The 18,521-nt window shown below is 61.6% G+C and carries 21 protein-coding genes and 1 tRNA gene; 15 read left to right on the top strand and 7 right to left on the bottom strand.

The genetic code is table 11. The features are described from left to right. Positions 1 to 2 precede the first annotated feature (2 nt). From ASG39_RS14775 to ASG39_RS23390, 11 genes are all read left to right on the top strand, one after another. Positions 3 to 596 carry a hypothetical protein gene (locus tag ASG39_RS14775; RefSeq protein WP_062595739.1) on the top strand — a complete coding sequence of 198 codons (594 nt, stop codon included), beginning with the start codon at positions 3 to 5 and terminating at the stop codon, positions 594 to 596. Beyond that, positions 593 to 886, top strand: coding sequence for a head-tail connector protein (locus ASG39_RS14770; RefSeq protein ID WP_062595738.1), 294 nt, complete (start codon positions 593 to 595; stop codon positions 884 to 886). Before ASG39_RS14775 ends, ASG39_RS14770 begins: the two co-directional genes overlap by 4 nt. Beyond that, positions 886 to 1,290 carry an HK97-gp10 family putative phage morphogenesis protein gene (locus ASG39_RS14765; protein WP_062595737.1) on the top strand — a complete coding sequence of 135 codons (405 nt, stop codon included), beginning with the start codon at positions 886 to 888 and terminating at the stop codon, positions 1,288 to 1,290. Before ASG39_RS14770 ends, ASG39_RS14765 begins: the two co-directional genes overlap by 1 nt. Continuing rightward, positions 1,287 to 1,586, top strand: a complete 300-nt coding sequence (locus ASG39_RS14760) for a hypothetical protein (protein ID WP_062595736.1) — start codon at positions 1,287 to 1,289, stop codon at positions 1,584 to 1,586. Before ASG39_RS14765 ends, ASG39_RS14760 begins: the two co-directional genes overlap by 4 nt. Then, positions 1,576 to 1,986, top strand: a complete 411-nt coding sequence (locus ASG39_RS14755; RefSeq protein ID WP_062595735.1) for a DUF3168 domain-containing protein — start codon at positions 1,576 to 1,578, stop codon at positions 1,984 to 1,986. The genes ASG39_RS14760 and ASG39_RS14755 overlap by 11 nt, the downstream gene beginning before the upstream one ends. Then, complete coding sequence (locus tag ASG39_RS14750) at positions 1,983 to 2,300, top strand: phage head closure protein (protein WP_062595734.1); 318 nt, start codon at positions 1,983 to 1,985, stop codon at positions 2,298 to 2,300. The genes ASG39_RS14755 and ASG39_RS14750 overlap by 4 nt, the downstream gene beginning before the upstream one ends. Before the next feature lies 1 nt (position 2,301). Next, the gene (locus ASG39_RS14745; RefSeq protein WP_062595733.1) at positions 2,302 to 2,712 is read left to right on the top strand and encodes a phage terminase small subunit P27 family; all 411 of its coding nucleotides are present in this window, start codon (positions 2,302 to 2,304) and stop codon (positions 2,710 to 2,712) included. Next, a complete protein-coding gene (locus ASG39_RS14740) occupies positions 2,712 to 4,352 on the top strand; it encodes a terminase TerL endonuclease subunit (RefSeq protein ID WP_062595732.1) in 1,641 nt (546 codons plus the stop codon). The genes ASG39_RS14745 and ASG39_RS14740 overlap by 1 nt, the downstream gene beginning before the upstream one ends. An 11-nt stretch (positions 4,353 to 4,363) precedes the next feature. Next, a complete protein-coding gene (locus tag ASG39_RS14735) occupies positions 4,364 to 6,961 on the top strand; it encodes a tape measure protein (RefSeq protein WP_062595731.1) in 2,598 nt (865 codons plus the stop codon). Positions 6,962 to 7,020: 59 nt separating this feature from the next. After that, on the top strand, positions 7,021 to 7,827 hold the full coding sequence (locus ASG39_RS14730; RefSeq protein ID WP_062595730.1) for a hypothetical protein: 807 nt from the start codon (positions 7,021 to 7,023) through the stop codon (positions 7,825 to 7,827). A gap of 93 nt (positions 7,828 to 7,920) precedes the next feature. Continuing rightward, positions 7,921 to 8,106, top strand: a complete 186-nt coding sequence (locus tag ASG39_RS23390; protein ID WP_082477263.1) for a hypothetical protein — start codon at positions 7,921 to 7,923, stop codon at positions 8,104 to 8,106. Between the two features lie 1,033 nt (positions 8,107 to 9,139). Here ASG39_RS23390 and ASG39_RS24565 read toward each other — a convergent pair. From ASG39_RS24565 to ASG39_RS14705, 4 genes are all read right to left on the bottom strand, one after another. Next, on the bottom strand, positions 9,140 to 9,505 hold the full coding sequence (locus ASG39_RS24565; protein ID WP_244481244.1) for a hypothetical protein: 366 nt from the start codon (positions 9,503 to 9,505) through the stop codon (positions 9,140 to 9,142). A gap of 190 nt (positions 9,506 to 9,695) precedes the next feature. After that, positions 9,696 to 9,772, bottom strand: a tRNA-Met gene (locus tag ASG39_RS14715). A gap of 147 nt (positions 9,773 to 9,919) precedes the next feature. Beyond that, positions 9,920 to 11,155: a tRNA 2-thiouridine(34) synthase MnmA gene (mnmA, locus tag ASG39_RS14710; protein WP_062595992.1), complete on the bottom strand. Its 1,236-nt coding sequence runs from the start codon at positions 11,153 to 11,155 to the stop codon at positions 9,920 to 9,922. A 120-nt stretch (positions 11,156 to 11,275) separates the two neighbouring features. Then, on the bottom strand, positions 11,276 to 12,007 hold the full coding sequence (locus ASG39_RS14705) for a helix-turn-helix transcriptional regulator (RefSeq protein ID WP_062595727.1): 732 nt from the start codon (positions 12,005 to 12,007) through the stop codon (positions 11,276 to 11,278). A 685-nt stretch (positions 12,008 to 12,692) separates the two neighbouring features. Between ASG39_RS14705 and ASG39_RS14700 the strand changes: the two genes are divergently transcribed. Further along, on the top strand, positions 12,693 to 12,968 hold the full coding sequence (locus ASG39_RS14700) for a DUF1153 domain-containing protein (RefSeq protein WP_062474978.1): 276 nt from the start codon (positions 12,693 to 12,695) through the stop codon (positions 12,966 to 12,968). A gap of 367 nt (positions 12,969 to 13,335) precedes the next feature. Here the strand turns inward: ASG39_RS14700 and ASG39_RS14695 are convergent, their stop codons facing one another. Continuing rightward, the gene (locus ASG39_RS14695; protein WP_062474976.1) at positions 13,336 to 13,686 is read right to left on the bottom strand and encodes a hypothetical protein; all 351 of its coding nucleotides are present in this window, start codon (positions 13,684 to 13,686) and stop codon (positions 13,336 to 13,338) included. Positions 13,687 to 14,133: 447 nt separating this feature from the next. On the opposite strand from ASG39_RS14695, the gene ctrA reads away from it, so the two are divergent. Next, positions 14,134 to 14,832, top strand: a complete 699-nt coding sequence (ctrA, locus tag ASG39_RS14690; protein ID WP_056339603.1) for a cell cycle two-component system response regulator CtrA — start codon at positions 14,134 to 14,136, stop codon at positions 14,830 to 14,832. A gap of 234 nt (positions 14,833 to 15,066) precedes the next feature. Here the strand turns inward: ctrA and ASG39_RS14685 are convergent, their stop codons facing one another. Both ASG39_RS14685 and ASG39_RS14680 read right to left on the bottom strand, forming a co-directional pair. Then, positions 15,067 to 15,429: a response regulator gene (locus ASG39_RS14685; protein WP_062595726.1), complete on the bottom strand. Its 363-nt coding sequence runs from the start codon at positions 15,427 to 15,429 to the stop codon at positions 15,067 to 15,069. Positions 15,430 to 15,633: 204 nt separating this feature from the next. Next, positions 15,634 to 16,278 (bottom strand): histidine phosphotransferase family protein, encoded by a 645-nt coding sequence (locus ASG39_RS14680; protein ID WP_062595725.1) that lies wholly within the window; start codon positions 16,276 to 16,278, stop codon positions 15,634 to 15,636. A 344-nt stretch (positions 16,279 to 16,622) separates the two neighbouring features. Here ASG39_RS14680 and ASG39_RS14675 point away from each other — a divergent pair, with 344 nt between their 5' ends. Together ASG39_RS14675 and ASG39_RS14670 are read left to right on the top strand one after the other, a co-directional pair. Next, a complete protein-coding gene (locus ASG39_RS14675; RefSeq protein ID WP_244481252.1) occupies positions 16,623 to 17,171 on the top strand; it encodes an EipA family protein in 549 nt (182 codons plus the stop codon). 154 nt (positions 17,172 to 17,325) lie between these two features. Next, positions 17,326 to 18,507 (top strand): hypothetical protein, encoded by a 1,182-nt coding sequence (locus tag ASG39_RS14670; RefSeq protein ID WP_062595724.1) that lies wholly within the window; start codon positions 17,326 to 17,328, stop codon positions 18,505 to 18,507. Positions 18,508 to 18,521 lie beyond the last annotated feature (14 nt).

Here is an 18,521-nt window from a genome sequence, read left to right as displayed (position 1 = left end):
TCATGACCCCGGCAGAACGCGCCCGTCTCGTTGATCAGGAAGAGTTCGCAGCCGAATGCGCAGCCATCCGGCAGCGGGCCTATGCTGCTGTTGTTCAGCGACAGGAGGCATTGAAGGCCAAGCTAGACCGGTGGCTTGACCGAACCAGCATGACCACCACTCCGGCACAGAAGCCCAAGCCCTTATCAGCAGTGACAGAACCAAAGCGCGAGCGGCGCAAGCCGGGAACGAAACCTAGGCTCTACACGGCGTTTGGTGTTTCGAAGTCGCGCAGCGAATGGGCGGCAGACATGGGCGTGAGCGTGGATACTCTTGCGACCCGCATGCACCGCCTCGGCAGCTTGGAAGCTGCACTGAACGACATGGCGTCACGTCCGACCGGTAATCGGCAACGCATCGCGGGGATCGTATCCGCGTTCAGGTCGATCAGGAACCGCGTCCTCATACAGCGCATCACCAGCACCTTCCGCCCCCATACCCCCGGGTACGTCCAAACTTCGAGCCAAACCCTAGGGACCGGCCTGGGTAGTCGCGCTGTAGAGCGAGGCCATTTGGAAATTTCACTTCGAACAGAAAATCAGAGGGCCACGGCATGACCAACATCGTCACCATCGTAGAGGCCAAGGCGCACCTGAACATCACAGACGATGCGGATGACGCGCTGATCAGCAGCAAGGTCGAAGCGGCTGAGGCCTTCGTCGGACGCTGGACGCTGCTCCCGCTCGCATCCATGGCCACCGTCCCGGCTGACCTCCGGCAGGCCGTGCTGATGCTCACCGGGCACTTCTATGAGAACCGGGAAGCTACCCTCGTGGGCGTCTCGGCAGACGAGGTTCCGTTCGGCGTCTGGGACCTGATCAATCCGCACCGGGAATGGAGCTTCTGATGAGCAAGCAAACGGACCGTTTCAAGCGTCGGCTGGACGCCATCCCGAAGGCCGTAAAGGCGGCAGTCGTTCCGGCTCTTATCCAGTCTGGAAACGAGCTTGCCGACCTTCAGCGCAGCCTTGCACCCGTCGATAGCGGCGATCTCCGCGATAGCATCCACGTCACGCGCCCCGGTGAGGCTACCCCGGCCTACAGCCAGCCCGGAGGCAGTACCGTGGCCGGTGAAAATCAGGTGCTCGTGACCGTGGGCGATACCGCTGTCCGCTACCCGCACCTTGTCGAGTACGGCACCGCCAATGCCGCAGCACAGCCCTTCTTCTGGCCCGCGTTCCGTCTGAAACGGAAGCGCCTCACCAACCGCATCAAGCGTTCAATCTCCAAAGCAGTGAAGGAAGCAAAATGAGAATTTCAGTTGATGAAAACGATGCGGGTTTCGAGGCCTACGCGACAGCATTCGAGGATGGTCGGGTCTTCGACGTGCTCTTGGACGGTCAGCGGATAGACGATGTCGTTACCGCAGACGAGGTTGAGGGTTTCCTTATCCGCGTCGTGCCCACCCCTTCCTGCTGGGGGATGCCGTTGGAAGAAACGCTCGCGGGTACGGTTGAGATCATCGCCAAATCAAAGCCTTGGGCGGCGGATAACTTCCGCAAGATGATCGACGCTCTGAAACCGGTGGAAGGTCCCCATGGAACCTAACCTCGCCCTTCAGGCCGCTATCCGTGCCCGTCTGGTTGCCTCGACTGCCGTGGTTGCGCTTGTGCCTGCCACGTCCATCAAGGATGCCAACGGCGTCCCGGCCACGTTCCCGTGCATCCTCCTCGGTGAGGGCCAGACCGTGCCCGGTGGCAACATCGCCCGGACCAGCCACGAGGTCTTTGCCGACCTGCATATCTGGCAGAAGGAAAGCGGTCTTGCCTTCTCGAAACAGGTGACCGGTGCCATCCGGGGAGCGCTCACCGACAGCCGCTGGAACGTCCCCGGCCTGCATGTGGCTGACCTTCACGTGACCAGCTCCCGCTTCCTCCGTGATCCCGGAGGCCAGCATTCCCACGCGGTTCTCAGCCTGTCCGCAATCGTACTGGAGACCGCACCATGAGGGCCGGAAAGCTGGACAAGACCATCACCATCGAACGCCGTGGGGAGACCGTGGACGACTACGGCACCGTGTCGGAAGGCTGGACCACGATTGCCTCCGTCCGTGCGCAGGTCATCCAGTCTTCGACGGAGGAGTTCCTAAAGGCGGCGGGCACGACTTCTGAGCAGGCCACCGTCTTCCGCCTCCGGCACCGTGACGGCATCCAGCCCGAAGACCGCATCACCTACGCGGGACAAGCCTTCGACATCAAGGAACTGAAAGAGCTGGGACGCCGTGAGGGCTTGGACCTCCGTTGCGTGGCAGCGGGGGAATGACATGGCACACCACGGCGTAAAGCCCGCATTGAAGACGATAAAGGGAGGCCTGAGCGGCGTTCCCGCACTGCCCGCGTCCGTGCCCGACTGCATGCGGGAGGAGTGGCAGACGGTGGCCATAGACCTTCGGGACCGGAAGCTTCTCACACAGGCGTGCCTTGGCGCGCTCGAAAGCTACGTGGTCGCGCTCTGGTCATGCCGTGAGGCGACCAAGGCTATCGAGAAGCATGGCCTTCTGGTCAGTTCCGCCCATGGAATGCTGAAGAGCAATCCGGCGTCCGCGCTCCTCACCAAGTCGCAGGTGATCGTTGCGCGGCTGGCGGCGGAACTCGGCATCACCCCGGCATCCCGTTCCCGTGACGGCATGGGTGCTGAGAAGCCCGACGCCGAAGATGATGATTTGGGGTTGTGATGGTAAAGCTCATCCTGAAAAAGAAGATAGCGCCGAAACCCGCCACGAGCTACCCGGCGTGGGTCTTTGACGACAGTCCGATTGCGGACCCGTTTGGCTACGGGGAACGTGCGGTGAAGTTCCTCCGTGCCTTGAACCACCCGAAGAACCCGCTCCCCGGCCATCCTTTCCAGCTCGACAAGTGGCAGGAACGCATCGTCCGCGCCATCTACGGGCCGCGCAATCCAGACGGCACCCGGATAGTGAAGACCGTTGTCCTTCTCCTCCCTCGTGGATCGCGCAAGACCAGCCTCGCGGCAGCGCTCGCTTTGCTACACACTTGGGGACCTGAAAGGACGCCGGGAGGAGAAGTGCTATCCGCCGCATCTACCCGGGAACAAGCGAAAATTGCTTTTGAGGAGGCGGTGAGCATCATCCGCGCCGTCCCCAAGGTAAACGCGATTGCGCAAATTGCCGACCATAAGCACCGGGTAAAGAACAAGACGCACGGCAGTTTCTACGTATGCGTGTCTAACGATGGAGCAAGTGCCCACGGCCATACCCCCGTGTTTGCCCTGATTGACGAAATCCACGCGTGGAAAAAGCGTGACCTATGGGATGCGATCCGGTCTGGCATGGCCAAGACACCCGGCTCCCTCATGGTCATCGCCACCACGGCGGGACGCGGGCAAGAGAACCTTGCCTTTGAACAGATCGCCTACGCACGGAAGGTGGCCAAGGGCGAAATCCTCGACCCCGCCACGCTGCCGGTCATGTTCGAAACCCCGCAGGATGCGGACTGGGAAGATGAAGCCGTGTGGCAACGGGCTAACCCCGGCCTGTCATACGGCTATCCTGACCTTGAAGGGCTTCGGCAGATGGCCAAAGAGGCAAAGGAACGGCCCGGAGACCGTGACGCCTTTCGGCAGTTCCACCTAAATTGCTGGCTAGACCACTCCGAAGCGCCCTTCGTGGAGATGCCGATTTACGATCTCGGCGCAGCTCCCGTTGATCTTGACAGGTTGAAAGGCGAACCGTGCTGGATCGGCGTGGACCTTTCCAGCAACAAGGACCTTACGGCTGTTGTCGCAGCATGGCGCGATGGCGATGGCGGTTACATCGTCCACCCTTGGTACTTCTGCCCGAAAGAAAACCTCCGCAGGCGTTCGGAGCTTGACGGCGTTCCGTACACGACGTGGGCGGAGCTGGCGCTTATAACCCCCACACCGGGCAACGTTGTCGATTACGAATATGTCGAAGAGCGCATCCGCGACCTTTGCCGGGAGTACGACGTTCGCGAGATCGCATTCGATCCTTGGAACGCTCAGCGCACACTCAGCAAGTTCGTGGACGAAGGCCTCCCCGCCATCGAAATGAGGCAGGGCTTCAAGACCATGAATGCGGCATGCCGAGAACTGGAGCGGGCCATTCTAGGTCGCAAATTCCAGCACGGCGGGCACCCGATTTTGCGATGGAACTTCGACAACGTCTCAGTCGTGACCGACGCTGCCGAGAACATCAAAATGGACAAAGAGAAGTCCCGTGAGCGTATCGACGGAGCCGTTGCAACAGCTATGGCCGTCTCCCGTGCAGCAACCGGCGAAGATACCCGCTCAATCTATGACACCGACGAACGGGCCGAAGGGCTCCTCATCTTCTGAAAGGATCACCCATGCCTGCAAATGACACCGAACGGCTGTTCATCTCTCTTGAAGCTCGCACCCGTGACCTAGAAAAAGGCATGCAGCGTGCGCATCGGCTAGTCAGCACGAACTTCGACCAGATCGAACGCCGCGCCAAGCAGGCCGCATCCCGTCTCGAAGCGAGCATGGGCCGTTCGGGCTCCGTTATCGGTCGCGCCTTCGGACAAGCTGAAACCCGCGTGGGTGAGTTTGGACAGCGTATTGCTGGCGCATTGGCAGGAGCCGTCGCCCTGAAACAGGCTCAGCAGCTTGTGGACGCCGCGACCCGGATCAAGAACGCCCTGAAGGTGGCCGGTCTTGAAGGCGAGCAGCTTGAAGGGGTGTATCGGCAGCTTTATGCGGCAGCGCAGGAAAACGCCGCGCCGCTGGAAAGTCTTGTTACCCTCTACGGGCGGTTGTCGCTCGTGCAGAAGGAACTCGGCGTCAATCAGCAGGAGCTTATCCAGTTCTCGAAAAACGTCTCGCTGGCACTCCGAGTGGGTGGCCAATCGGCGGAAGAGGCATCCGGCGCGCTCTTGCAGCTCTCGCAGGCCTTGGGCGGTGGCACCGTTCGGGCCGAAGAGTTCAATTCCGTCTTGGAAGGTGCGCCCACCATCGCACAGGCGGTTGCCGCTGGCCTGACCGAAGCGGGCGGCTCCGTTGCCAAGCTCCGCAACCTTGTGGTTGACGGGAAGGTTTCCTCTCAGGCGTTCTTCCGTGCTTTCGAAGTCGGGGCTGTAACCCTTGAAGAGAAGGTGGCCACATCTTCTATGACTGTCGCACAGAATTTCGTGCGGCTGCAAAACGTCTTGATCGACACGGCGGGGAAAATCGACACTGCGACAGGTGCATCGGGGAAATTCGGGGGAGCCCTGACCGACCTTGCCACCACCATCCAGCAGTTCGGTGCAATCGTGGTGAAGGCGTCCGACAGCGATCTCGGCAAGTTTGTCGGCTGGCTGTCCAAGGGCGTAGACGCTGCGTCCGAGTTCAAGAAGATCATGGGCGGCATACCCGGCATCATCGACAAGATGGGCTCGCTCAATAGTGATATCCTCCAAGGCAAGCCGCTCGGCAGTAGTCTGAAGGCAGAAGCTATTCAGAGCAGGATCAATCAGGCTTTCGATTATCCCGCAGCACCGAAGTCGGGCCGTCTACCGGCCAACACCGGCACCCCAAAGCCGCCCACCGTTCCCCGCGTGTCGATCAACGATTACCCCGCACCCGACAGCGTGAAGGACGGCGGCAAGGTCAACGTGAAGATCGACCTTTCAAAGTACCTGACGCCCGGGAAGGATGCCTCACATATCTCGGGCATGTCCTCCGCATTTGAGGGGAAGCTAGAAAAGCTCTTGGGCGCGCTGCCGAAAGAGATGGCAGGCCAGATCACCATCACCTCCGGCTTTCGTTCTGTCGAGCGGCAGCAGCAGTTGTGGCAGCAGGCGCTTGCGAAGTATGGCTCCGTGGCCGAAGCCCGGAAATGGGTGGCCCCTCCGGGCAACAGCCAGCACAACAAGGGCAACGCGGCTGACCTCGGCTACGGTTCGGACGCTGCCCGCAAATGGACGCATGACAACGCGAGCCAGTTCGGCCTTCAGTTCCCGCTCTCTAACGAGAACTGGCACATTGAGGATGCCGACGCCCGCGCCGGGATGATGGCCGACAAGACGAAGGACCTTGAGGATCGTGGTCAGGCCTATGATGACCTGCTGATGAAGGCCCGTGAGTTCGTGGCGGAACAGGGCACGGAACAGCAGGCGTTCGGCTTGACTGCACAGAAGGCGGCAGCGCTTCGTTACGAACAGCAGATGCTCAGCGAAGCGCAGCGCGCTGGCATCGCCCTGACACCTCAGCAGCGTGCGGCTATCACCGGCTTGGCGCAGGACATGGCAGCAGCCGAACAGGCGACCACCAATCTCGCAACCTCTCAGCAGCAAGCGCAGGACGTGGCGAACTATTTTGCGTCTGCGACGGGGGATGCCATCACCGGCCTCATTGACGGCAGCATGACGGCAGAACAGGCCATTCAGGGCCTCATTGCCAGCATCGCCAAGGCGCTCGTGCAGGCCGCGCTTCTCGGTGAAGGACCGCTAGGCTCGCTCATGGGCGGCAGCGGGGGATTGCTCGGATCGTTCTTCAAGATGATCATTCCCGGCGCTGGTACGGTGGCTGCGAAGGACGGCGGGGAAATACAGGCGTTCGCCCGTGGTGGCCGTGTTCGTGGCCCCGGCACCTCCCGTTCCGATAGCGTGCCCGCTTGGCTGTCAGACGGTGAGCATGTCGTAAATGCCAAGGCTGCTGGCCAGAACCGGGAGCTTCTGGAAAGCATCAACTCCGGCAGGCGTCCCCGGCTGGCTAAGCTGAAGCTCGGTGGCGGCGGTGGAAGCCGTTCCGTCAATCAGGTGTCGAATGTCTTCTCCCCAACCATCCCCATAACAGTCCAGGCATCGGGGAATAAGGAGACGGACGCGGCCTTGAGCGACCGCATGGCAAACGAGCTGGACACGCTTCTGGATACAAAAATGAACGAGTTTGTGGCCAAGCAACAGCGCTCTGGCGGCACTCTGAACGGGAAGAGGTTCGTCTGACCACGCTGGACAGCGATTGCTATCATGTGTTGTATTCCCCCTCGGTTACGGGGAAGCTCATGAAATTCTTAAAGACAAACTGGCAGGCGTTCGTGTTCGCGGCTGTCGGTTTCTTTGCGCTCTATCATTTCTACCGCTTACTAGAGGATGGCAAGGTGACAGATGCCGGAGTGGTGTTCGGCATCGCGTTCCTCAGTTTTCTCTATGCCAATCTATCGCGGTTCAAGAAGTTCAGCGGATTGGGATTTGAGGCTGAGCTTTGGGAAGACAAGCAGCGAGAGGCGTCTGACCTTATCGACCGGTTGAAAAACGTCGTGTCCATCTACACCCGTGAGATCGTGCTTTCGGCGGTGAAAGAAGGCCGTTGGTCGGACGGGCGAAGCTGGAAAGAGCACTGGAAACTCTATGATGAGCTTGTTTCTCAGCACGACGCGCTCGGTCAGAAAATCGACTTTACTGCTCTCAAAACCGAGATGGACGCATATTTTCTACTGGATATGTGCTTTGCGGTGAACGACAGCTTACGTCGCGATATTGATACTGCGAGGAGTAAGGCCCTTACGCAAATCAGCACCAAATACGGGAAATATGTCACCACTGGCGATGAGCGAGCTAAGCTTCTAATAAATTTGGAAGGCGTCACTCCGTACTACTCAGTGTCGTTGGAATTAGCCAAGCATGGCAACATCGGCGCGCATATGCTCGAATTTGCCGAAAACAACAGTCACATTCTGGAGGCACATTTCGGCTTCCCCGTAGACTTCAATCCTGACGTAATGGCAAGGCTGCGCAAGGTTGCGAAGCTTGCAGGCAACCGGCCAGTGCCAGTGACGGATGAAACTCTGGCCTTAACCCGCCCGGTTTAGCACAAAAGAACGTCCACACGCTTGGCTTGCTAGACGCGATAAGTGATATCGCATATCCTCCTTGTACTGATCTTATCAACGCAAGGACTGGCCATGGTAGACAAGCTGAAACGTGGACCCGGACGCCCTTCACTGGATTTGACGCCTGTACTGGTCCGTCTTCCCACCGGCCTGCCGGAGCAAATCGACAACCTCGTGGGCAAGAACCGCAGGGCGGAGTTTATCCGGGATGCAGTCTTGCGCGAGATTGCACTTCGGGAGGGCAGCTCCAATGCATGAGCCTGTCAGAGCGGCGATCTATGCCCGGTTCTCAACCGAACTACAGAACGAACGGTCGACAGAGGATCAGTTTGACCTTTGCGTAGCATATGCGCGCCGGGAGAATTTCCGCGTCGTCGCTAGCTTTGAAGACAAAGCCCGTTCTGGCGGCTCGATGCACGGGCGCGATGGGCTTCGGGAGATGTTGCACGCCGCGCGGGCTGGCGAGTTCGAAGTGATCATCGTGGAGTCCTTGGACCGTATCAGCCGCGACATGGAAGACATGTCGGGCATTCACAAGCGTTTGCTCTTTGCTGGAGTGAAAATAATCCAAGTTCACGGTGGTGAGGCTAACACCCTCACGGTCGGGCTTCGTGCGGTGATTGGGCAAGTGTTTCGCGAGGACACTGTCCACAAGGTACGGCGAGGCATGACCGGTCTCATCAAGCAGGGGCTGACCGCTGGAGGCCGTGCATACGGGTATCGGCCCGACCCCGCAAATCCGGGCAAGCCTGTCATCGTGGAGGAAGAGGCCAGCACGGTTCTTCTCATATTCCAAGAGTATGAGAGAGGCACGTCACCGAAGGCCATCAGCCGTCGCTTGAATGCAGCATACATCAAGCCGCCCCGGGGTGCCTTGTGGTCGCCATCGGCGCTCATCGGCTCGGAAGAACGTGGGTCAGGCATTTTACGAAACCCCATCTATGCAGGCCGGATCGTTTGGAACAAGGTCCGCATGGAGAAGGACCCCGACACGGGCAAGCGCGTATCCCGACCGAACCCGTCAAGCGAGTGGCAGACGGCAGAGGCCCCGGAACTGAGGATCGTTTCAGACGAACTCTTTGAGAGCGTACAGCGCCAGATGCAGTCGCGTTCCTACACAAAGCAGGAAGGAAACATGGCCGTGCAGCGGCGTCCTAAGCGGCTGCTGTCCGGTCTCCTCCTCTGCGCGGCTTGTGGTTCGGGCATGAGCGTTGCGGGTGTGGATAAGTCGGGAAAGACGCGTTTGCGTTGCTCAGCGCACACCAACAGCGGTGCATGCCCTGACCCGAAATCATTCTACCTTCAGGACGTGGAGGAGATGGTTATCAGCAGCCTGACGAAGGAACTCGCCAGCCCCGATCAAATCTTCAGCTACGCGAAAGCGTACATGGAAAAGCGCCATGCTGAAGCCGTCCATGAGAACCGCCGCCGCACCGAGATCGAAGCTCGGGTCAAGGGCATCGAGAAGGACAACGACCGCTTGCTGGATTGGATGCTGAAGGGCGTGGGTGACGGTGACGCGCTTGCAGCCAAAATGAAAGCGCAGGGCGAGGAAAAGAAGAGATTGCAGGTAGAGCTGCAAAGCATGCCGGAGGCGAGCAAGGTTGTCGTCCACCCGGCAGCTATCAGCAGCTTCGCCCAACGCCTTCAGGCCCATCGTCCGAAGCTGGAGATGGCCTTGCACATGCTGGATGACATGGGGGAGCTATCCCGCCTCATCCGTGAGGTCATCAAGTCCATAACGCTCGACAAGAGCGAGGACGGCGCAATTAAGCTCGCTGTAGAGGGATGGCTTACGCCGTTTCTGGAAAGCGATGACAGCAGAATGAAACGGGGGGCTGTTCCGTTGGTAGCGGGAGAGGGACTCGAACCCCCGACACGCGGATTATGATTCCGCTGCTCTAACCACCTGAGCTACCCCGCCGCCGGATGCGACCTTTGGTCGGTCGCTTGCGGTGGGCGGCTTATAAGATGGGGGTCAGGGGGGTGTCAAGCGATGGTGGAAAAAAAGGGGGGATGAGGGGAAAGCGGGTCCGGGTGCCGGGAATGCAAGGCTCCGGCGCCGCCGGTTTCAGGCGGCGGCGGGGGCTTGCAGCAGGTGGCGGAGCGCCTGTTCGGCGGCCGGTTCGCGCTCGGAGCGCAGGATGAAGCCGCCGCCATAGACGCGGGCGTCTTCGCCGGGGCCGGAATAGAGCGCGCAAGCCTGGCCGGGGGCGATGCCGGCTTCGCCTTCCATCAGCTCGACGGTGATGCCGGCGGCATCGACCTTCAGCAAAGCCGGGGCGGGGATGCGGGTGGAGCGCACCTTGGCATAGCAGGCGAGGCCCTCGGCCGGCAGGTCTTGAAGGGCGACGTCGCCCAGCCAGTTCATGTCGCGCAGCGCGACGCGGCGCGTCTCCAGCGCCTCGCGCGGGCCGACGATGACGCGGCAGGAGCGTGCGTCGAGATGGACGACATAGAGCGGCTCGCCGGTGGCCACGCCGATGCCGCGGCGCTGTCCGATCGTATAATGCAGGATGCCCTCGTGGCGGCCGAGCACGCGCCCGTCGAGATGGACGATATCGCCGGCGAGCGCCGCATTCGGCTTCAGCTTGGAGACGATATCGCTGTACTTGCCCTGCGGCACGAAACAGATGTCCTGGCTGTCGGCCTTCTTGGCGACGACGAGGCCCATGTCCTCGGCCAGCGACCGGGTTTCCGCCTTGGTCAGGTGGCCGAGCGGGAAGCGAAGGTAGTCGATCTGCTCCTGCGTGGTCGCAAAGAGAAAATAGCTCTGGTCGCGGTCGGCATCCGCCGGGCGATAGAGCGAGCGGCGGCCGGGAAAGCCGGGCTGCGGATTGGCGCGCGAGCGGATGTAATGGCCGGTCGCCAGCGCATCGGCGCCGAGATCGCGTGCGGTGGCCAGCAGGTCGGCGAACTTGACGGTCTGGTTGCAGGCAACGCAGGGGATCGGCGTTTCCCCGGCGATGTAACTTTCGGCAAACGGGTTGATGACCGTCTCGCGGAAGCGCTGCTCGTAGTCGAGCACGTAATGGGGAATGCCGAGCACCTCGCAGACGCGGCGGGCATCGTCGATGTCCTGGCCGGCGCAGCAGGAGCCGGCGCGATGCACGGCCGCGCCATGATCGTAGAGCTGCAGCGTGATGCCGAAGACGTCGTAGCCCTCCCGCTTCAGGATGCCCGCGACGACGGAGCTGTCGACGCCGCCGGACATGGCGACCACGACGCGGGTATCTTCAGGCTTGCGGTCGAAATCGAGGCTGTTCACGAGAGATGGTCCGATTCTGTCGGATGATCGGTGCGGCATCTGCGCCTGCACCTTGCTCATCGCAATATAAAAGGTCGCGGGCGCGTCTACAAGCGCTGCGCGGCATCCTGTGGTGCCGGTTCCAGTGTCGGTTCCGGTGCCAGAGCCGGCACGGGACGATCAGATGATCTTCAGGCGCATGGCGCGGGCGATGGCCTGCATGCGGTTGACGGCGTCGAGCTTGCGGGCGGCCGTCTTGAAATAGCTGCTGACCGTATAGGCGGAGATGCCGAGGATGATGGCGATCTCGTCGCTGCTCTTGCCGGCCGCGGCCCAGCGCAGACATTCGATCTCGCGGGCCGAAAGCCTTTCGCGGGTGGTGGCGCCGGCATCCATGGCGCGCTCCAGCCGCTCGAACAGCTGCAGCAGCACGTAATAAAGCTCTGCGGCCTCCACGCCTTCCGGGGCGTCGCGGCTTCCCGAAAGCGTGACGATGAAGGGATCGGCATAGGTCGTGTGCAGGAGCACCGCCAGGGTGAAGGCCATGGACGGGGCGATGCCGAGCGCTGTCACGGGCTTGCCGCGCAGACCGAGAAAGGCGGCGGTTTCCTGAAAGACGGGCAGCTTGGTGTGGCGCAACTCTTCCACCAGCCGGCTCAGGCGGAAGATGTCGAGCGCGTCGTAGCCGCGCACGAGGTCGGCCGGCCAGCTGCTGACGACGAGGCGCTCGGCGAAATTCTGCTGGTCGCCGGTGGGAACCCGCACGATCATGAAATTGTCGAAGCCGAATTCGGCGGCGCATTGCCGCATGAGACGCAGCACCTCATATTCCGTCTGAACGGCGGATGGATCGGAGTGCGCAGACAGCAGGCTCGATTTCCTGCCGCTTACCGTTTCATCGACGTCAGACATTGCGTTATCACCACCGCCGGCCGCACCGGCTCCTTGTTTTCTGTCTGTCTCCCGATCTGCTTTTCCGCCCGCCGGGCAAAACGACCCTGCTCTCCGCACCGCGCCGTGAACGGGCGCTTTGCTGGCACTGAGGGCGTGCAGTCTAGCGGAAAAACGATCTGAAGGCACCCGTGGGTGCGCATGAGAGACATCCCGAAGCCCCGCGGCCCTCGAGACACACTCTGCCGTGTCCCGACGCTGTGCCCCAAACGCTTCGCGGGGGCGATCCGCGCCCGGTGCAAGGAAAAGAGGGGGTATAACGTCGGCCCGCGTGCGTCGCACGCCTCAGCATTGCATCATTTTATATTTAAAACTTACGAGTTTTGAAACCCGTCTCTTTCGCATGGCTGCCATGCGGGGAGGAGGGCCGTCTTTGCCATGCCGGGGGCGATACTGGGGCCGGGCCGGCCCGTCCTGGGAAGGCCTTTTCCCGGCTTCCCCAGCTTTTCCGTGTGCCCTGTCGCGATACAATCGAAATTTGCGGCCGGGCGTTGCGAGCGAAAAAGCCTGTTCTTTCAGCACCGGATTGACCTTTTCCGGCAAGCCATTCGAATGATGGATAAATTGTGTCGTGGAGCTTAGGCAAATCTTAAATGTGGCAGGCTAGGCTCGCTGAATATGGTCTTGAGTATGTGTAGAGAGTCCAATGACCGAAATGGTACGACCCCGCGTGAAGTATGTCATCGGCCCGGATGGCAGTCCACTGACGATCGCCGATCTTCCTCCGGCGAACACGCGGCGCTGGGTAATTCGACGCAAGGCAGAAGTGGTGGCGGCCGTTCGCGGTGGCCTTCTCAGCCTTGAAGAGGCGTGCGAGCGCTACACGCTGACGGTGGAAGAGTTCCTGTCCTGGCAGGCCTCGATCAACGATCACGGTCTTGCCGGACTGCGCACGACGCGCATCCAGCAGTATCGCCACTGATCCGCAAGGACGTCAGGCGTCAGGTTTGTTCAATGAGCGGTCGCGGCTTACGTCGCGGCCGCTCATTGGCGTTTTGAGACCGGTCGATCGGTCGTGTCGGGACAGGGGACGCGCCGTCTCCACATATGCGTCCGGCGCGCCGTGCTTTTCCACGGCCGGCAACCGCGGGACGAAGCGGCGGGCAGGCTTCGCGCAAGCTCCTTGGCTTACCAATCATCCCCTGTGTCGATCTTTGCGCGCGAGGAGCGCGATCGTCGGCGAGAGACTTGAGCTGAAAGCAAAACGACGACAGCCGCGCTTCGAAGCGAGGCGCGGTGTCGTCGGTCAGTCTGGTTTGCCGGTCAGGTTCGACTGCCGGCAGAACGGATCAGGCGCGCAGCCGCACGAGACCGTCGCGTTCTTCGAGTGCGGAGGCCTTGGCAAACTCTGCCTGGACTTCTTCCAGGGCGAGTTCGGCCGCGTCCTGCTGGACTTTCAGTTCCCGTACCGACACTTGCAGATTGTCGGCCCGCTGGCGGGCCGCCTTGGCAAAGGTCGGATAGGCAAAATGGGACGGATCCGAAATGCCAGATTTTTTCTCCTCGAAGGCGATCTGATGCTCCAAATCCTTGGTCATCCTTTCGAATTCGGCCATCATCATCTGAAGCTGCTTCAGTTGACGCTGTTTGTCTTTCACCTGAAATTCCTTCAGGCGGACAAGGCTCTCACGTGACTTCATACGCAATACTCCCGCGGTGCGAGACCCGGCATCTCACTTGCAACCCTTGCCGAAGGCTCATGCCTGCAGCGCCGCGAAAAAATCCCAGCGATCTTAACAAATGCCTACCGCTGGTAACGTTTCGTTTACGGGCATAGTTAATCCTAGGGACGATCATTTAAGGCCCGGTAAATGCCCAGTGCGAAATGTGATGCTTTGGTGATTTGACGAGTCTGTGGAATCCGATAGGGCGGTTGCCTCACCTTCAGGGTGAGAAGGCCGCATTATCAAAATCGAACAAAATCAAGGGGCTGACAAAAATATTTAACAAAGCATGTGCACCTTGCCAGAGGGAATCAGAATTTGTTAACCATTTGATGGCAAGCTCCAAATCAGGCAACGACTGGATCCGTTTCGCGTCAGGCAGCCTTGCACTACCTTTCGACGGCGGAAAAGGGGACAAAAATCATGCGGGTTCTGCTTATCGAGGACGACAGCGCGACAGCGCAGAGCATCGAGTTGATGCTCAAGTCCGAGAGTTTCAATGTGTACACCACCGATCTCGGTGAAGAGGGCGTCGATCTCGGCAAACTCTACGATTACGATATCATTCTTCTCGACCTCAACCTGCCCGACATGTCGGGCTACGAGGTGCTCCGGACGCTTCGCCTGTCCAAGGTGAAGACGCCGATCCTGATTCTCTCCGGCATGGCCGGCATCGAGGACAAGGTTCGCGGACTCGGCTTCGGCGCCGACGACTACATGACCAAGCCGTTCCACAAGGACGAGCTGGTGGCGCGCATCCACGCGATCGTGCGTCGCTCCAAGGGTCATGCCCAGTCCGTCATCTCGACCGGCGAGCTGATCGTCAACCTGGATGCCAAGACCGTCGAAGTCGGTGGCCAGCGCGTCCACCTGACGGGCAAGGAATACCAGATGCTAGAGCTGCTTTCGCTCCGCAAGGGGACGACGCTCACCAAGGAAATGTTCCTGAACCACCTTTATGGCGGCATGGACGAGCCGGAACTCAAGATCATCGACGTGTTCATCTGCAAATTGCGCAAGAAGCTGGCCAATGCCGCCGGCGGCGCAAATTACATCGAGACCGTCTGGGGCCGTGGCTACGTGCTGCGCGAACCGGAAGGCGATCTGGCCGAAAGCGCCTGATCTCCCGGATGTTTTGAGCGCCATCGGCGATCATGCATCCCGCAGTGCAGGATCGCCGACATCGGTGCCGACCGACCCGCCCTCGTGGCGGGTTTTTCGTTTTCGGCGCCAGAGTGCGTGAGAGAGAGCCGGGCATTCCCGACCTTTGACAGCGCAAACGACAAAGGCCGCCTTTGCGGGCGGCCTGCTGCGGACATGGGGGATGTCGGGGAGGGAGGTCTAGAAAACCCGAGGTCAGGCTGCGGCGGCGTAGGCGCCGAACACGCTCGTCAGGATCTTGCGGTCGAACGGCTTCAGCAGGAAGTCGTCGGCACCGGCGCGCTTGCCGGCCATCATCTTGCGCAGGTCCGCCTCGATGACGCAGTAGTAGATGCGAACGGACTTGCCTTCGGACATCACGCGAATGTTGGCGATCAGCTCCAGCGCGCCGTCGAGCCCGGCATCGACGATGATGATGTTCGGCAGCTCCGCCTCGCACCGCGACAGGGCTTCCAGGCCGTTGGCGGCCTCGGAGACGAGGAAACCCATGCCGGAAAGGATGCGCTTGCCGACCTTGCGCACCACGTCGGAATCGTCGGCGATCATCAAGCGCTGCATGGGTGCTCCTTGTCCTTCCATTCCCGCGATCCGAGCCCTCGACCGTGGGCCGCGGGCGGAAACCGCCCCGGCGCTTCGTCAACGTCCGGTTGCGCGCCCTCCGGGATCCGTCAGTCCGGATCCGGGGGTTGCGCTGTTCTCGGGAATATTAGGCGCCTTTGGCAAACAAACCGTTACCGTGACGGCAAGGAGGCGAGATCTGCGTTACGAAACCGTGGAAGCCATGAAGACGATCTCTTCCGGTGTCGGCAGGATCTCGATCTTCATGCCGGCTTCGTCCGCCAGCAGCACCGTGTAATAGGGCTGGATCGTGTGGGCATCGACCGCTTCCTCCAGCGTGCCGGAGAGCAATTCGACAAGCTTAGGTGGTACCCGCATCATCTTGCCGCGCACGACCAGCTTGAAGACCGCGTCGTATTCCGGGTTTTCCAGCGTCACGTCGAGCGAGCCGCCGCGCGGAATGGCGCCATAGGCGATGAGGAAGAGGTTCAGCAGCAGCTTCACGCGGTTCTTCGGAATGATGACGCGCGGGCCGGTCCAGCTGATCTCGGTCTTCTTTTCCACCACGGCGAAATCGCGCGCCGCCTTTTCCGCTTCGCCGGTGTCGATCGACGCGCCGACCGAGCCGGAGGCGCCGAAGGCGAGGCGGGCGAACTTCAGGCGGACGGCCGCGTTGAGCGCGCTGGTGCGGATGAGGTCCATCGCATCGGCATCGGCGCCGCCTTCGTCCAGAAGCTCCAGGCCGTTGTTGATGGCGCCGACCGGGGAAATGATGTCGTGGCAGACCCGGCTGCATAACAGGGCGGCAAGATCGGGGCCGGTCAGGGTGAGGTTCGGATTCTTTTCCATCGTCGTGTCCTTCAAGGGTCGTCCCTGCCGATCATCCCGGTGCGCGACGCGTTCGCGCAGGGTCGTTTCCGGGGCGTGTTTAGAGGGTGAAGATTGCGCGGACGTGGCGCGTCCCGTTCAGCCATAATGACACCATGTTTGGTAAACCAATTGTTAAGATGATGGGTTCAGAGTGGCGGAATCCCGGGCCGGGGCGCGCGGACAGGCACGGCCTGCTCCTGCCGACACCCATCGGCCCTGCGAAAACGGAGGATGCGATGCTGCCGAGATCGAAATTTGCGCGCGCGACGGATGTTGCCGCGCGCATGCCGCGGCGCGGCCTGCTGTCTGTCGTCAAGGCCGTCATGCTCGGCGCCCTTGCACTCTGCGTCGCGGTTTCCACCGCGTCCGCGCAGGCCGCCGACGGCTCGTCGCAATATACCATTCAGGAAATCGTCGATGCCGGCCACGGGTTCTTCGGCTCCACCTCCGGCGGTCTGGCCAAGGTGGTCGAGCGGGCGTTCCAGAGCTATGGCCTGCCGAACGGCTATATTCTCGGCCAGGAAGGCTCGGGCGCCTTCGTCGCCGGCCTGACCTATGGCGAGGGCAGCCTCAACACCAAGAATGCCGGACAGCACGGCGTCTACTGGCAGGGCCCCTCGCTCGGCATCGACGCCGGCGGGCAGGGCAGCCGCATCATGATGCTGGTCTACAATCTTCCGAGCGTGCCGGGCCTCTACAAGCGCTTCGGCGGCGTCTCCGGTTCGGCCTATGTGGTGGCCGGCGTCGGCATGACGGTGCTGACCGACGAGCATATCGTGCTCGTGCCGATCCGCACCGGCGTCGGCGCCCGCCTCGGCATCAATGTCGGTTATCTCAAGCTGACGCAGCAGCCGACCTGGAATCCCTTTTAAACCTTTTTCGGCCTGAGCTTTTTCGGGCTGTCCAGCCGCGTGTCTTAAGCATCGCGGCGTGTCTGCCGCGCGCTTGCCAAGTCCGGGCCGAGCGCGAATAATGATGCGCAAGGGGATGATGCCCTTGTCCAACCGCCTGTGAAGTGACCTCCGCGTGATTGAATTTGCACTGCTGTTCGCCCTGGGCTTTCTCTCCGCGGTCCTCCTCGGTGCGCTGGTCGCACCTGTCGTCCATCGGCGGATCGTGCGCTTTGCGGAAGACCGGCTGAAGGCGACGACGCCGCTGTCGCAACAGGAGGTGCGCGCCCAGAAGGATGCGGCGCGGGCGATCTATGCCGCCGAAAACGTGCGCACCAGCCAGACGCTGAAGCGCGAGCGCGACAAGGCGATCTCCCTGATGCTCGCCCGCGAAAAGGCAGAGACCGAGATGCGCGCCGTGCGCGCCGAGAACGACGACCTGCGGGCGCAACTGGACGTGATGAACGGCGAGGCGGGCGACCTTCGCTCCGGCATCCGGCTGCTGGAACAGCATATCGAGCGGTTGAAAGAGGCGCTGGCGGCGCTGGAGACGGACTACGCGTCGAAGACCGAGCAGGCCGCGGTGCTCGCGCGCCAGCTCGATCGCGTTTCCGGCGAGCTGGACGAGGTGCGTGTCGTATCGGCCGCCGAAGCGCTGCATGTCGACGAGCTTCATGCCCGCGCCGGCAGCCTGCGCGACGAGCGCGAGACCTTGCGCGACGAGCGCCGCCGCGAAAGCGAGAAGGCGAAGGCCCTCGAGCTGAAGCTGGCGCAGCAGGAGATCCGGGCAAAGCAGCTCGAATCCCGGCTGACGACGGCCAATGCGCTCTTGGCCGACCGCGAAACCAACCTCGAACGCGGCCGGTCGGAAATCGATCGCCTCACCACCCGGGTGCGCGAGATGACGGCGGAACTGGCGACCGCCCTGCAGGCCCTGCGCGCCGCCGGGATCGAGCCCCGGCTGCCTGCCGGCGAGGAAACAGGCGGTGCCGGCCCGCTTCCCGTTGCACAGGAGACGGCGATTGCCGTGCCGGCATCCGAGGATATCCTGCTTCTCCCATCGAACGGCCTTCCCTCGCCGGATCGATTGCGGGCGGAAGCCGGCGCGTTCCTCGATCGCCTCGTCGCGGCCGATCCGTCGGAGGATGCGGCGCTGCGCGACGAGATGCTGCGGATCGCCGCCGGCATGACGGCGCTGACGGCGCGAGGCGAAGGCGCGGCCTCGCCCATTCCGGCGCTTCTGGCGCGGGAGACGGAAGAGGCCGGCACGACGACGCTCGCCGCCCGCACCCGCGCGCTCCTCGCGTCGACCTCGTAAGTCGGATCGGACGG

This window comes from Rhizobium sp. Leaf371, assembly GCF_001424045.1.
Taxonomy (GTDB): Bacteria; Pseudomonadota; Alphaproteobacteria; order Rhizobiales; family Rhizobiaceae; genus Ferranicluibacter.
Note: the sequence above shows the minus strand (reverse complement) of the source record. Positions and strands in the feature narration are given on the sequence as shown.